We start from the raw sequence: 15,426 nt of genomic DNA on the forward strand, positions 1-15,426 counted from the left end.
ATTAATTAATAGGCAGGAGTAATCACCAAAGCTTTCTTAAAGAGCATATCAGTGCCTTTAAAAACAACAATTAAATCTTCCTCAAAAGAATTAGGCAATGTGATTCCAAAATACATTCCGTCCCCATCCATTGACACTTCTGTATTTACAGTTACATTTTCATCTCTAGTATTAATGACATAGGCTGTACCACTCCATTCGCTTTCTGATAATAGTGGATAAATCGAGAAATATTCCCCTGCATTAGCAGATATTGAATAAACATCATCAATGTAATAGTTTCCTTTGAGTAATTCCAGAATAGACTGGTCGGTCGTTTTACTAGGTGTAACATCTTCCCATCCGCCTTTTTTTATTTTAAAACTTTTATCTTCAGTCTCTTCTTTCACTTCTTTCTGTATAAAAGCAATTAAAAGATTTCTCTGTTCATATTTGTAGGCTATTTCTCCATTTTCAACGATAGTTTCTTCCAAATTATCTTTGATATCTTCATATTCAGCACGTGAGAATGCAAGAACATAGCCAGTTCTAGACTCAGGTTCTCCCCAAGATGTATTAGGACTATATTCATCAATCATAAGATTTATCTTACCTTTCTCACCATCACATTGCATCCATAACATAGAGGCATCTATTTCCGAAATATTTTTATTACCTCCCATATCTTCCCATCCTTCCATATAAACAAGCACATAATCGTCATTCAAAGTTTTGATGGTAAACGGCATTCTTTTTTGAATAGTTGCATCACCTGTACTACCTCCTGTACTTTTTTGAGTAAACGTCTTTCCGTCCATTGATACAATCCAATTAGTCGCATAACTTGTTGGAGTTTGGATATCAATTTTTTCAGGAGTCATACCATTATAAAAAACAGGAAAAGAATAGAACGCTTTTCCACTTTCATCTGAAAATGTAATTACATTTTGCTCACTAGCCTTAACTGGATACTTTTCTCGGTTCTCATCTTCTATAATTTTTAGACCGCCCTTTATTTCTTGATCAACTGCCCCCACAAGTGCATTTCCTTCCAGATCGACCCATCCCGGTAAATTAGTGGCAGCAAAACGGAAGTTAGCTTTTACTTTAAATGAAGCATAAGTTTGATATCCCACATTAAGTTCTTGAATCTCATTACCTTCCTCATCATATATTTTCAGTTCATATCCCACAGCCGAACGAGTCACTTCTCCAATTACAATTGTCTGAGCCCCCATTGTTAACTCCAATTTGGCCACGCTTATGTTATCCACTTTCTGATTGTCATCAGTAGCTATAATTGTTACCGTTTGTGTTCCGGCAGTTCCAGATACAATATATTCTTCTGTATCATTGGTTTGAAACTTACACCAAATAGCAGAAGATGCCAAACTCCAGTTAGTATTAGCTGTAAAAGTGAATTCTTTTTTCTCACCGGCATTACAGACGATATTCTGCTTTTCAGGGAATACCGGAGCTACCGTATCATCATCGTCATCCGAACATGCCGTCAGGCTAAAAGTCATGAGCAAGCCAATAAAGAAGCAACTCTTGCATAATACCTTCATGCCGGAATCTCCCAGTGGTTTTAAACTAAACTTTTTCATATCTATTTATATTACTTATTTTTTTAATATCCTTGTTCTTTTAATTTTTCTGCTTCCGCTTTGCTTATCCATTCAATAATATTAATGAATGTGCCCACTACACCATATAATGAACCGTCCTTATTGTTCACACTTAGCGTAGCATATTGGAAGACAAAATTCTCGTTAGTACTATAGAAAGAAGTATAAGCAGTAGGCTGACTAATCCGTAGCTTACCATCACCATGAATCGTATTGAAAGCCTCTCCCGTTGTAGCGCAAACTTGATCTTTCTCCATTTCAACCAATGGTTCCAAAACATCATCCCGATTAAAACTGATTTCCGTATCATAACCGTCAAAGTACAGGCCATGTATAGCAATCGTATTTTCTTTGCCTTCTACAATATCAGAAGTAATCAAACGCAAGTCCACTTTCTTCGGATAGTAGTCCGAAGACAAATAAGTAGAAGTGACTTTGCAAAATCCGGTAAAGTTTTTGATATCAAATGGACAAACTTTCTGCATCACCACTTTTGTCTCACTTCCATACATACTCCACTGTTCGGTTTCGGGAATCACAAGCTGCAAAGCAAAACCCAGCGAATCAGTAATGCCTATATTCTTATAAATACCTTGTACTTCTACATTAGTACTCATTTCACCAGCTTTGATGGTAACGGTATTCGATAAAATCTTGTAATGTTTACCTTCAACAGCGTTACTTTCCCGGTCTATTACCTCAACAGCAAAAGTACGGTCGTAGTCAACGGATTTAGTAGCAGAGACAGGAACTTTAAATATCTCATTCGTTTCTTGCACGGCATAAGTATAAAGCGTGTCAGAAAACATAAGATAACTGGACCCGTTGTATAACACCTTGTCCTGATCGCATCCGGAAAGAGCTATCAGAGCAGCAATGGCTGCCATACATCCTATTAATAATTTCTTCATTATCGTATGCTTTTAATCTTATTTATTACTTTCATTGGGTTGGATTTGCGAACCCGGAGCGTCCAATTCGTGCTGCGGTATAGGCCATACAAACAAAGGATCGTCAGCCTCTACTTTCAAGCTACTACCGTTTGCCAATGACTGGTCTTGTGGCTTACGCTCGAATCCCTTATGCCAACGTTTTAAATCGTGAAGACGAAAACCCTCCATATAGAGTTCTTTTACGCGTTCAGCCTCGATGACATCCATCGCATTGGAAGCCGTCAGAGATGTGGAGCCACCATAAGTTGAATACCGTGCCGTACGTAAAGCAGTAATATCTTTTCCGGCACGACCATAATCAGGTTGCGCCTGTTGTACATAAGCTTCAGCACGTATTAAATACTGTTCTGATAGACGAAGCACTTTCGGCATAGAAACATGAAGAATTTTAGTGTCATAGAATGTTTCATTACCAAAATACTTTATCAGCAAAGGCCAGGAAAGACCATGACTATAACCGGTAGTGTATGTCTGAAAGAAAGTGGACACACGTAAGTCATTATTATCATACGAATTAATAACCCAAGCTGCTGGTACATAATCGGGACGGAAAGTGCTGTAGTCATAATTAAAGAAGATCTGCCCTAAAGCACCACCATAAGAATTGACAGTGAAACCAACTTTAAAAATGACTTCAGTAGCAAGATCGTTAGTCCACATATACTTATAATAGCTGACACCACTAGAAATATTTTTTGTACAACTGGACAAAAGAAAATAATCACTGTCTATTACTTTACTAGAGTACTTAATAGCTTCATCCCACTTTCTCATATAGAGAGCTACACGTGCACGCAGAGCGTAAACAGTGTATTCATTGAAATAGATAGCACTATTAAACAATGCACCATCAGTAGACGGATTGTAGTTCTTGTCCAACGCCAACAACTCAGCAGCACGATCAAGATCTTCAAGAATAAACTGATAAGAATCTTTCAATGAAGCACGCCTCATTTCTTCATCTCCCAAATAATGTTTGGTCAAGATAACTCCCAACTGATTGGCTGCGTCCTCATCACTCTCATATGCCTTACAAAAGAGTTTTACCAATTCCGAGTAAGCAAGTGCACGGGCAAAATAAGTTTCACCACAACATTGGTCAATCTGATCCAAGTCGTCATCATCAGTAGTATTTCTTCTGACTCTGTCTACACGATCGAGCAGAAAATTACAACGATTGATAACATTATATAATGCGGCATAAACCGCCTCAATACTTGTATTGGTAGCAAGGATATCTTTCCACCGCCAGATATCTCCGTAAGTATTCGTATTTCCATTTACCCCATACACAAAATCAGTCTGTAGATCAGGCAACAACGTAAGATTTCCAGAGTATAAGGCACTACTTTTGAATGTATCATAGATACCTATCACTGCCAGATTCACATCATCTACCGTCCGGATAGACTCATCAAAAGGAATTGAGTCATCAGGCATTTTATCCAAACAAGAAACGGTGGAAAATGCCACGGCAACCAACAGGATATATAATTTAAATTTCTTAATCATCTTTCTTTAGTATACTATTTAGAATGAAACTTCAACACCTAAAGTAAATTGACGTGAAGCCGGATATTGAGCTCTATAAACATTAGTTGCAACTTCCGGGTCAAGTCCTGTAAAACCAGTCCAAGTCAGCAAATTCTGTCCTTGTAAGTAGACACGTGCTGCTGCGAAAAAATTACTTTTCTTCAGCAACGACTGCGGAAGTGAATAAGCCACTGTCAAATTTTTCAAACGAAGAAATGAAGTGTTTTCAAGAAAACGATCATCAAGTTGTGCTGGTACATCATAGCGAGGAATATCCGTAATATCACCAGGCTTTTTCCAACGATTATACAATAGTCGCTTAGACTGATTGTAAGTACTATATATTCCATTGCTTTCTTCGAAAAAGCGATCATTATTCATCACATAACGCTTAGCCATCCAACTGAACTGTGCCGACAAGGAAATACCCTTCCAAATGAAAGTAGTTCCAAAACCACCAGCCCACGGAGATTCATAAGTCTTGCCAGTCATCACTTTATCATCTTCGCGAAATTCCGTTGTCAGCTCTCCGTCAGCAGTGTACCATAGAGCATCGCCATTAGCCGGATTCACACCAGCATAACGATTCAAGAAATACTCAGTCACAGAATGCCCGACCATATACTTCAAACCTGTCGTTGAGTTTACATACTCTTCTACCCCATTGTAGAGTTCCAGCAATTTATTCTTATTATATGAGAAATTAGCGCTAAGATTCCAAGTAAAATCATTCATACGGATTATATCACCATCTATCGCTACTTCAATACCCCTATTCATCATAGCACCAATATTTTCCCAACGATTGCCTTCACCTGTTACAGCGTATGATTGGGGAACAGACATTAATATATTGGTAGTTTTCTTATGATAAAAATCGATATTTACATTAGCACGATTAAAGAGTCCTAAACTCAGGCCCACATTATTTGCCCAAGTCTGCTCCCAGCCTAAGTCTTCGTTTCCACTCTGCATAGGGTAAATACCAGCTTGATCGTAATAATTGGCATTTCCCGAAACAAGCGCAAGATGATCGTAATCAGGGATAGTTGAGTTACCAGAAGTACCGGTGCTCAATTTTATCTGTGCATTGGTCAACCATTCCACATCTTTCAGAAAAACTTCATTTTTGATATTCCACATAAACCCTAACGACCAAAAAGCACCCCAACGATGGTCTTTACCAAAACGGGAAGAAGCATCCGTACGTGCTGCAACTTCCGCATAATACAAATCCTTATAATTGTATTCTCCACGGAAGAAAAGTGATAAATAAGAATAGGCAGTACTGGCATCTTGCCACGAAGATGCCCGAGTACCAGAAGCTATATTGGTTAATCGGTCAATGGTCTGTCCTCTCGTAACCACCTGAAATCCGGCAGAACGATAATCTACACCTTCTTGTCCCAATAAAAAATTAAAAGAATGATCATCATTCAATGCCCAACGATAATTTGCCGTAAGAGTTTCAGTCAAATTAAGCATATCAGACGTGCTTCGTCCTGCACGACCTGACTTATTATTTATAAGATAGCTTGGATAAGATTGCATGAAAGATGTAGAATGCGCATAATCAACACCAAACTGCGCGTGAATCGTCAAATTTTTCAGAGGAGTAACATCTGCAAAAACAGTTGACAATAACTTGTATTTTTCATGTTTTACAGGATTATTCGCCATCCATTCAATAGGATTCTGCCCTATTCCTTTCCAAGTTCCATTATTTTCAGAAGCTAAAGAACCATCCGCATTATAAGGATTCCAGTAAGGCAACATAAAGCGTGAACCGGAAATAGGAGAAAAAAGCGCCATATCTCCTTCTTCAGCCTGCGACACTTCTTCATAAGCCATCATTGTATTAGTTCCTATCTTCAACCAGTTACTAGCTTTCACCTCCGCATTGGTGCGCATGTTATAACGGTGAAAAGTTGAACTTTGAGCAATACCATCCTGATCGTAAAATCCCCCTGAAACGTAGTAGTTCAGACGATCAGTTGCACGATTTACAGATAATTCATAGCTCTGCAACGGAGCACGATCATTGAATACTTTATCCAACCAATTGACATCAGTACGAGAAAGTAAGTTATAGTCTTTTCCTGCGTCCAAACCTATTTCTTTCTCAAATTGAATACGTTCCGGAGTATTCATCATCATCCAGTTATCATCCGACGCCAATTGTGAAAATCCCCATTGCCCACGCAAGGTCACTTTCGCCTTATCCATTGCCAATCCACGTTTAGAAGTGATAACAACTACACCATTTGCAGCACGGGCACCATAAATAGAAGTTGAAGAAGCATCCTTCAACACCGAAATAGACTCTATATCTCCCGGACTAATTGTATTAAAATCAGCACTGGAAATTGGTACGCCATCCAAAATAAATAACGGAGCCGTACCCGAATTGATAGAGTTAGTGCCTCGAATCTGGAAAACAGCCGCTTTGCTAGGTTCTCCCGAGTTGGAAATTACAGATAAGCCCGGTGTCTGTCCCTGTAATGACTGATCGAAGCCTGCTGCCGGTACATTTTCCATTTTTTCCGCTTTCACGGTAGCTACGGCACCGGCAATCGTTCCTTTTTTGCGAGTTCCATACGCCACTACCACTACTTCATCTATTAATGCGGCGTCCGAAACTAAACGAACATTCAGTGTGCCTGTTCGGGCATTGACTTCATGTTGCTGAGATTGCATACCGATGTAAGAAAACGACAAGGTAGTACTTGCTGTCCCCTTAATCTCAAGAGTGTAATTACCATTAATATCGGTAATCACACCATTTGTAGTACCCTTCTGCAATATAGACACACCAATCATCGGCTCGTTATCTTCCGCCGAAACGACATGTCCTGTTACCTTATATCCACCTTGTGCAAATAGCATAAGAGGAATATTCAGTAGAGCAAAGAGTACAAACAAGAGAATTGATTTTCTCATCTTTGATACTTGAATTTAAATTAATGAAATTGATTTATTTTTATAGAATGATCTACAAACAAGAATTCGGTACATTATCTTCACGCATGAAGTAATAATACACCCGTCCCTCGAGATGATTTGAAGGCATACCTTTTCCACCACCTCAGAATAGGCTATTTTATTAATCTCTAATAAATTAGGATAGGATAAGTTAACTCGGCTGGTTCTTAATATTACGCCAAATGTCTAAATAGATTTTTTGTGTTGTTGCTGCGTCAATGCTAAATAAGTGTCTATCCATCTCTCTTATGTTATAAAATATTAGTGCTTATCGTTTGTTTAGGTGTTATTAACCTATAAAATTGCTTTATATCGGTTACAAATATAATTATAAAAGTTAAATGAAAGAAACTAAAAGTCGCATTTTTTATACTAAATTTCCTCTATATATCCTTTTATCGTTTATTTAACCAAATATTATCGAAAATTCACGTGTAACAAAGAATATATATCAAAATAGGCATAAAATAGATTTCAAATTGTCAGATCAATTAATTGTCTAAACAACAGTTAGCAAAACTATCTATAAAAGTGATTTTTAAGGATTCACTACTGAAAAGACAAAATTCCAATTATATTTCCTATTTTTGCACCCACTATATATAAATAAGGTACAAGATGAATTACGGATTCGTAAAAGTAGCTGCGGCTGTGCCACACGTTAAAGTGGCTGACTGCAAATTCAATGTAGAGAAAATAGAGAGTCTGATTGCAATAGCCGAAGGCAAAGGAGTGCAAGTCATTGTATTTCCGGAAATGAGCATTACCGGATATACCTGTGGAGACCTGTTCGGACAGCAAATTTTGCTTGAAGAAGCAGAAATGGGATTAATGCAGATTTTAAACAACACCCGTCAATTAGATATTATTTCTATCGTCGGTATGCCTGTTATCGCAAACTCAACAGTGATAAATGCTGCTGTCGTAATTCAAAGAGGAAAAGTGTTAGGTGTTGCAGCTAAAACTTATCTGCCTAATTACAAAGAGTTTTACGAACAACGATGGTTTACTTCCGCACTTCAGTTGACAGAAAATACCGTACGTCTATGCGGACAAATAATTCCAATAGGAGCCAATTTAATTTTCGAGACTTCAGATACAACTTTTGGAGTTGAAATCTGTGAAGACCTGTGGGCGACCATTCCCCCCAGTTCCTCACTAGCCCTGCAAGGAGCTGAAATTATCTTTAACATGTCTGCTGACAATGAAGGTATTGGAAAGAATCATTATCTCTGTTCACTGATCAGCCAGCAATCTGCCCGCTGCATAGCAGGTTATGTTTTTTCATCCTGTGGATTCGGGGAGTCTACTACAGACGTCGTTTTTGCAGGAAACGGATTAATCTATGAGAATGGTACACTCTTGGCACGTAGCGAACGTTTCAGCATGCAGGAGCAGTTGATTATCAGTGAGATCGATGTGGAACGTATACGAGCTGAGCGTAGAATTAATACGACCTTTGCTGCTAATCAGGGAAATCTTGGAGATAAAAAGAAAATTTCTATTGCAACAGAATTTGTTAATAGCAAAGAGCTGGTTTTAACGCGTAAATTCAATCCACATCCTTTTGTACCACAAGGGAAAGAGCTAAATGAACGTTGTGAAGAGGTATTCTCTATTCAGATAGCCGGTCTGGCACAACGCCTGGTACACACCGGAGCAAAAACAGCTGTAGTCGGAATTTCCGGAGGACTAGACTCTACGCTGGCATTATTAGTTTGCGTCAAGACCTTTGATAAACTAGGATTATCCCGAAAAGATATTTTAGGAATTACCATGCCTGGCTTCGGCACTACCGACCGTACCTATAATAATGCATTGGACTTAATGAAATCTTTAGGTATCTCCATTCGTGAAATCAGTATTAAAGAAGCATGTATCCAGCATTTCAAGGACATTAACCATGATATAAATGTACACGATGTCACCTACGAAAATTCTCAGGCACGCGAACGTACACAAATACTGATGGATATTGCCAACCAGACATGGGGTATGGTCGTAGGCACCGGCGATTTATCGGAACTGGCATTGGGATGGGCTACATACAATGGTGACCATATGTCAATGTATGGCGTCAATGCAAGCATTCCTAAAACATTAGTGAAATACCTCGTACAATGGGTGGCAGAAAATGGAGTGGATGATACTTCCAAAGCGACTTTACTGGACATTGTGGATACGCCAATCAGTCCGGAACTGATTCCTGCGGATGAAAACGGCGAGATCAAGCAAAAGACTGAAGACTTGGTAGGCCCCTATGAATTGCATGATTTTTTCCTTTATTATTTTATGCGGTTTGGATTCCGTCCTTCGAAAATTTTCTATTTAGCTAATGTTGCTTTCAAAGGAGTATATGATGAAGAAACGATCAAGAAATGGTTGTCCACTTTCTTCCGACGCTTCTTCAATCAGCAGTTCAAGCGTTCTTGTCTGCCCGACGGTCCCAAAGTGGGTAGTATTTCTATAAGTCCGAGAGGCGACTGGCGGATGCCAAGTGACGCAAGTTCAGCGATTTGGCTCAAAGAAATTGAGAATTTATAATCACTCATATTCTTTCTTCTGTGACATTTTTGTATTTATTCTAAGTATTATACGGGGAAAATCAAAAATGTCACAAGATTATAATACTTCTCTTTTGATACGTTCTATATCAGCCTTCTCAATGGTACGAATGATATTCTTATAAATGCGATGAAAACCGAAGCCTCCTTCGGTCATTTCCTGAATAGCCTTTTGCTTGGATACTCCTTGAAATACGATACGATACATAGCGCACACCGCCCCTGTCCTATCGGAACCGTGATGACAATGAAAAACGATCGGGCCTTTGCGGTTCCTGATAATGCGCAACGCTTTTATCAGTTGTTCTTCATTGACTGAATGCGCTTTCATTTTTAGCCGATGAAGTTTTATCTTTGTTTCTGCCGCCTCATCATCGTCACTATGCCGGTTGCGGAGATTCAGCACTTCACGAATACCATATTTCTCCAAAGCCTTAAAGTCTGTATCCGACGGTTGTTCCGAACGATATACGCCCGAGTCTATCTTATATAAATTATCCAGTTTACTACCGGGAACAGCTATCTTTTCAGCAGTCATATTCTGACCAAAAGCCGAAAAAGAAACCACTATCCCGATAAATAAACTAAGCCAGATTCGTTTATTATTGACTATCATACAGCAATCTCATAAGATAGTTATAATACTCCTTTACTCGACGGGAGCTCAAAATGATAAATATCTCTTTTCAATGCCATTTTCAAGGCACGTGCAAGCGCTTTAAAGATTCCTTCTATCTTATGATGCTCATTCTGTCCTTCTGCTTTGATATTCAGATTCATTTTTGCAGCATCACTAAGCGATTTAAAGAAATGAAGAAACATCTCCGTGGGCATCTCCCCTATTTTCTCACGTTTAAATTCCGCATCCCATACCAGCCAAGGGCGACCTCCAAAGTCCAGACATACCTGACACAGACAATCATCCATAGGTAATGCGTAACCATAGCGTTCTATTCCACGCTTACTTCCCAAAGCCTGATAGATACAATCCCCCAAAGCAATAGCAGTATCTTCAATGGTATGATGTTCGTCTACTTCCAAATCTCCTTTTACCTGAATAGTCAGATCCATACCAGAATGCTTGCCTATCTGTTCAAGCATATGATCAAAGAAACCAAGTCCGGTAGCAATGTTGCAATTTCCATTTCCGTCCAGATTCAGAGCCACGTAAATATCTGTTTCTTTAGTAGTACGACGAACTTCCGCTTTCCGTTCTCCCGCAAAGAGGAATTCAGCAATCCGATCCCAGTCCGTAGTAGCAAGTGTGCATACCTCTTCCAATCCTTTTTCTTGCAAACCAGCCACTGAATCTTGCAAATAGATAGCACGACAACCTAAATTTTTCGCTAATTCGACATCGGTAGGGCGGTCACCAATTACAAAACTTCCTGCCAAATCATATTCCGGATTATCGATGTACTTCGTCAACATTCCGGTACGCGGTTTACGAGTCGGTGCATGATCTTCCGGAAAACTGCGGTCGATCAGAATATCATCAAAGGTAATCCCTTCTCCTGCTAATGTTTTCAACATTAAATTGTGAGCAGACCAGAAGGTCTCTTCCGGAAAAGAAGAGGTTCCCAATCCATCCTGATTAGTCACCATCACAAACTCAAAATCCAATTTGCTACGGACAAATCCCAGATTACGAAAAACCTTCGGATAAAACTCTAATTTCTCCAACGAATCGAGTTGATAGTCTACAGGCGGTTCTATGACTAAGGTACCATCTCTATCTATAAATAAGACTTTCTTCTTCATAAGTTATACTTGGTATTTCTTGAGAGTAGCGATAAGATTATAATTCTCGACGCGTGTACCTACCGTTACACGCAGGCAATTACAGCAAAGGGAAATAGAATGGCGATTTCTCACAATAATTCCTTCCCCAACCAAATAATTGTAGATTTTCACAGCATCTGTCACTTTCACCAAAAAGAAATTTGCATCGGAAGGGAACATTTTGACAGTGCAAGGCAACTTTGAAAATTCTTCTTCCAAATAATCACGCTCTTCTTTCAATGTTTTTACCCAACGTTCTATCTCATAATATTTATGCAGCATGGCTATTGCTTGCTGTTGCGTGAGCTGATTGACATTATAAGGATATTTGATCTTACTCAGAATACCGATAATATCTACAGACGCAAATGCCATTCCCAGACGGATAGCAGCACATCCCCAAGCTTTAGAGAAGGTTTGAAATACAATCAGGTTCGGATATTTATCCAACTCTTCCAAGAAAGACGGTGCTTCCGAAAAATCATTATAAGCCTCATCCAAAATAACCAGCCCCTCAAATTCTTTCAGAAGCTTTTCTATTTCAGACCGGAGCAAATCATTGCCTGTCGGATTATTAGGCGAACAAAGGAAAATCATTTTAGTATGATCATCTGCAGCTGCCAATAACTGATCTGCCGAAAACTGAAAGTTATCATCCAATAAGACTTTCCTATATTCCACATTATTCACATCCGCACAAACCTGATACATACCATAAGTAGGATCAATAGCAACGACATTATCTATTCCCGGCTCACAAAAAGCACGAAAAACCAGATCAATGGCTTCATCACTTCCATTGCCTAGAAAGATATGTTCGGGTGCCACTTTCTTTATTTTTGCCAACAGTTTTTTCAGATCCCATTGCATAGGATCAGGGTAACGATTGTGAGGCATATTATATGGATTTTCGTTTGCATCCAGAAAAATAGAGGCTGTCACTCCTTTATATTCATCGCGTGCCGAAGAGTAAGGCTTTAACTTCCAGATATTCGGACGAGTCAGTTCTTGTAATGTTTTCATATATGATTTCTTTTATTACGGTCACTACTTGATCATTTTATTTCAAGGAACTCAGACGAACAGTAACGGCATTCTTATGTGCATCCAACAACTCGTTTGCCGCCATCTCTTCAATAGCCGGTCCAATCGCCTTCATTCCTTCCGGAAGAATCTCCTGGAAAGTGATTTTTCGAATGAAGCTATCCAGACTTACTCCGCTATATGCTTTTGCATAGCCATTTGTCGGCAGAGTATGGTTGGTTCCGGACGCATAATCACCGGCACTTTCAGGAGTCAAGGAACCTAAGAAAACAGAACCGGCATTCGTTACTCTCTCAGCAACTTCCATATAATTTTCGGTCTCTACAATCAAATGTTCGGGAGCATATGCATTTGTCAGCTCCAATGCCTCGTCCATGTCTTTTACAAGAATCAGCTTACTATTTTCCAAAGACTTCGCTGCAATTTCCCGACGGGGCAATTTTGCCAGTTGCCGCTCTACTTCTTCCATCACTTCCATCTGAAGTTTCTCAGAAGTAGTTATCAGCATAGCCTGGCTGTCAATTCCGTGCTCAGCCTGCGAAAGCAAATCTGCAGCGACAAAAACAGGACTGGCAGATGCATCGGCCAGTACTTCAACTTCAGAAGGACCGGCAGGCATATCGATCGCTACATCACGCAAACTTACCAACTGCTTGGCAGCCGTCACATATTGATTTCCCGGACCAAAGATTTTATAGACTTTGGGAACACTTTCCGTTCCATATGCCATTGCAGCAATGGCTTGCACACCTCCTGCTTTGAAGATTTTACTAACTCCCGCCAACTGTGCAGCGAAAAGAATAGCCGGATGGATATTTCCATTCTTATCCGGAGGAGTGCAAAGTACAATTTCCTTGCATCCTGCAATTTTAGCGGGAACAGCTAACATCAGTACTGTTGAAAAGAGCGGTGCTGTTCCTCCCGGAATGTAAAGACCTACCTTTTCAATACCCACTGCTTTTTGCCAGCAGGTCACTCCATTCATTGTTTCTACCTTTTTACCTACAAAACGCTGGGAAGAGTGAAAAGTTTCAATATTTCTTTTAGCCAGAGATATAGCAGCCTTCAGTTCGTCACTCACCAGTTCGTCAGCTTTCTTTATTTCTTCGGTAGTCACTGCGAGAGAAGATAAAGTCACTTTATCAAAAGCAGCTTCATATTCCAGAACAGCCTTATCCCCTTCTGCCCTCACCTTATTTATAATGGCACGAACCGTATCAAACAGATTCTCGGTATTCAATGCCGGACGTTTCAGGAGTTCTGCCCACTGTTCTTTGGATGGATATTTAATTAATTTCATCGGTCAAATTAGAATTCAGAGTTCATAATAATTAAACGATCATTTTTTCAATGGGCAATACCAAAATACCTTCTGCTCCAAGCCCTTTCAATTTTCCTATAATTTCCCAGAAACGTTTCTCGTCCAATACCGTATGAACAGAGCACCAGCCTTCCTGTGCCAACGGCATAACGGTAGGACTCTTCATACCCGGTAATACAGCGATAATCTCTTCCAGTTTGTCTTTCGGTGCATTCATCAATACATATTTCTTATCTTCAGCAGTCTTCACAGCATCCATACGGAACAGAAGTTCTTCTAACACCGCTTTCTTCTCATCAGTCATGTTCTTGTTACCAATCAACAGCGCCTCAGATTTCATCACGACTTCCACCTCTTTCAGACGATTGCTGACCAATGTAGAACCGGAACTTACAATATCAAAAATAGCATCAGCCAGTCCGATGCCCGGAGATACTTCTACCGAACCTGTTATAACATGTATTTCCGCATTTACACCGTTCTTTTTCAGAAAGTTTTTCAGAATAACCGGATAAGACGTTGCTATTTTCTTACCATTGAACCAAGACAATCCCGGATACTCAATGTCTTTGGGCATAGCCAGTGACAAACGACACTTACTGAATCCCAATCGCTTTATGATTGCTGCATCCTCTTCTTTCTCCATAAACTCATTCTCACCGACAATTCCCAAATCAGCTACACCGGTAGCTACTGTTTGCGGGATATCATCGTCACGAAGAAATAAAACTTCGATAGGAAAATTAGAAGACTGCACCAACAAGGTGCGCTTCGTTGTACTGATTTTAATATCCGACTCTCCTAAAAGTGCCATAGTCTCTTCGAAGAGACGTCCTTTGGCTTGTACTGCGATTCTTAACATGATTTTATTTATTATTTTATGATTTACAATTCGAACAATTCAGAAATAAAAAAAGGCTTACCGTATTCGGTAAGCCTTCGTTATCTTTATAGAGTTATACACACTATCAATCACGCCCACCGAGTTATTCGTTAGGAAAATGATGATGATGATGTGCAACTGTATATTTCATATTTCTTTTATTTAATGCGACAAAAGTAAAGCATTCGTTTGATACTTCCAAACATTTATCACAAAAAGTTCAGTTTTTATTTCAAATTAAAGATAATATCTCTTCCGGCTCTACATCACACTTATCAAAGTGCATTTCATCTTTCGACTTTTCGTGCGAAAACGTAAAGTACGTACAAACCGCTTCGGTACATACTTCGCCATCCTTATTATATAACTTAGCTTCAATAATCACAATATTCCGCTTGACTTCCTTAATAGAAGCACGCAACACAATATGGGAATCAGTAGTACTGACCGACTTGCGGTAACGAGTCTCCATTTTTGAAGTTACTCCCGTTGTCTGCAATTTACGAAGTATCACCCAAGCGCAGATTTCATCCATGAGAACAGCCTGAATACCACCATGCAAGGTATTGATCCATCCCTGATACTCAGGACGGGGTTTCCAGATACTTACCACTTCGTCGCCATCTTCATAAAACTCCATCTTTATTCCGGCTTCATTATTAGGGGCGCAACCAAAGCAATTGTACCCTTCCAGCCCTTTCCAGGGATTTATTATTTTCTTCATAATCTATGACTTCTATTTAAGTTTCACTTCCCA

General features: G+C 39.4%; 11 protein-coding genes. 1 reads left to right on the forward strand and 10 read right to left on the reverse strand.

Annotation, left to right across the window (positions count from 1 at the left end):
- Positions 1-5 precede the first annotated feature (5 nt).
- Genes BLW31_RS06975 through BLW31_RS06990 form a run of 4 tightly spaced genes read right to left on the reverse strand, consistent with a single transcriptional unit; the run spans position 6 to position 7,033 of the window.
- The gene (locus tag BLW31_RS06975; protein ID WP_010537497.1) at positions 6-1,586 is read right to left on the reverse strand and encodes a DUF5003 domain-containing protein; all 1,581 of its coding nucleotides are present in this window, start codon (positions 1,584-1,586) and stop codon (positions 6-8) included.
- 23 nt (positions 1,587-1,609) lie between these two features.
- A complete protein-coding gene (locus BLW31_RS06980) occupies positions 1,610-2,518 on the reverse strand; it encodes a DUF4984 domain-containing protein (protein ID WP_022301755.1) in 909 nt (302 codons plus the stop codon).
- A gap of 18 nt (positions 2,519-2,536) precedes the next feature.
- The gene (locus BLW31_RS06985) at positions 2,537-4,072 is read right to left on the reverse strand and encodes a RagB/SusD family nutrient uptake outer membrane protein (RefSeq protein ID WP_010537495.1); all 1,536 of its coding nucleotides are present in this window, start codon (positions 4,070-4,072) and stop codon (positions 2,537-2,539) included.
- Positions 4,073-4,090: 18 nt separating this feature from the next.
- Positions 4,091-7,033, reverse strand: a complete 2,943-nt coding sequence (locus BLW31_RS06990; RefSeq protein WP_022301756.1) for a SusC/RagA family TonB-linked outer membrane protein — start codon at positions 7,031-7,033, stop codon at positions 4,091-4,093.
- Between the two features lie 660 nt (positions 7,034-7,693).
- Between BLW31_RS06990 and BLW31_RS06995 the strand changes: the two genes are divergently transcribed.
- Positions 7,694-9,619, forward strand: coding sequence for an NAD(+) synthase (locus BLW31_RS06995; RefSeq protein ID WP_010537493.1), 1,926 nt, complete (start codon positions 7,694-7,696; stop codon positions 9,617-9,619).
- A 78-nt stretch (positions 9,620-9,697) separates the two neighbouring features.
- Here the strand turns inward: BLW31_RS06995 and BLW31_RS07000 are convergent, their stop codons facing one another.
- From BLW31_RS07000 to BLW31_RS07020, 6 genes are all read right to left on the reverse strand, one after another.
- Entirely contained in the window at positions 9,698-10,255 is a 558-nt protein-coding gene (locus BLW31_RS07000; protein ID WP_010537492.1) for a dual specificity protein phosphatase family protein, read from the reverse strand.
- Between the two features lie 20 nt (positions 10,256-10,275).
- Complete coding sequence (hisB, locus tag BLW31_RS24010; protein WP_010537491.1) at positions 10,276-11,400, reverse strand: bifunctional histidinol-phosphatase/imidazoleglycerol-phosphate dehydratase HisB; 1,125 nt, start codon at positions 11,398-11,400, stop codon at positions 10,276-10,278.
- Between the two features lie 3 nt (positions 11,401-11,403).
- A complete protein-coding gene (hisC, locus tag BLW31_RS24015; protein WP_010537490.1) occupies positions 11,404-12,444 on the reverse strand; it encodes a histidinol-phosphate transaminase in 1,041 nt (346 codons plus the stop codon).
- 37 nt (positions 12,445-12,481) lie between these two features.
- On the reverse strand, positions 12,482-13,765 hold the full coding sequence (gene hisD, locus BLW31_RS07010; RefSeq protein WP_010537489.1) for a histidinol dehydrogenase: 1,284 nt from the start codon (positions 13,763-13,765) through the stop codon (positions 12,482-12,484).
- A 31-nt stretch (positions 13,766-13,796) separates the two neighbouring features.
- Positions 13,797-14,648 (reverse strand): ATP phosphoribosyltransferase, encoded by an 852-nt coding sequence (hisG, locus tag BLW31_RS07015; RefSeq protein ID WP_010537488.1) that lies wholly within the window; start codon positions 14,646-14,648, stop codon positions 13,797-13,799.
- Positions 14,649-14,901: 253 nt separating this feature from the next.
- Positions 14,902-15,393 (reverse strand): PaaI family thioesterase, encoded by a 492-nt coding sequence (locus tag BLW31_RS07020; RefSeq protein ID WP_010537487.1) that lies wholly within the window; start codon positions 15,391-15,393, stop codon positions 14,902-14,904.
- Positions 15,394-15,426 lie beyond the last annotated feature (33 nt).

This window comes from Bacteroides faecis MAJ27, from assembly GCF_900106755.1.
GTDB lineage: Bacteria > Bacteroidota > Bacteroidia > Bacteroidales > Bacteroidaceae > Bacteroides > Bacteroides faecis.

Coding starts and splice junctions, on each gene's coding strand:
- hisB (WP_010537491.1), bottom strand. CDS start 11,400: ATGAAGAAGAAAGTCTTATTTATAGATAGAGATGGTACCTTAGTCATA.
- BLW31_RS06990 (WP_022301756.1), bottom strand. CDS start 7,033: ATGAGAAAATCAATTCTCTTGTTTGTACTCTTTGCTCTACTGAATATT.
- hisG (WP_010537488.1), bottom strand. CDS start 14,648: ATGTTAAGAATCGCAGTACAAGCCAAAGGACGTCTCTTCGAAGAGACT.
- BLW31_RS06995 (WP_010537493.1), top strand. CDS start 7,694: ATGAATTACGGATTCGTAAAAGTAGCTGCGGCTGTGCCACACGTTAAA.
- BLW31_RS06975 (WP_010537497.1), bottom strand. CDS start 1,586: ATGAAAAAGTTTAGTTTAAAACCACTGGGAGATTCCGGCATGAAGGTA.
- BLW31_RS07000 (WP_010537492.1), bottom strand. CDS start 10,255: ATGATAGTCAATAATAAACGAATCTGGCTTAGTTTATTTATCGGGATA.
- BLW31_RS06985 (WP_010537495.1), bottom strand. CDS start 4,072: ATGATTAAGAAATTTAAATTATATATCCTGTTGGTTGCCGTGGCATTT.
- BLW31_RS07020 (WP_010537487.1), bottom strand. CDS start 15,393: ATGAAGAAAATAATAAATCCCTGGAAAGGGCTGGAAGGGTACAATTGC.
- hisD (WP_010537489.1), bottom strand. CDS start 13,765: ATGAAATTAATTAAATATCCATCCAAAGAACAGTGGGCAGAACTCCTG.
- BLW31_RS06980 (WP_022301755.1), bottom strand. CDS start 2,518: ATGAAGAAATTATTAATAGGATGTATGGCAGCCATTGCTGCTCTGATA.
- hisC (WP_010537490.1), bottom strand. CDS start 12,444: ATGAAAACATTACAAGAACTGACTCGTCCGAATATCTGGAAGTTAAAG.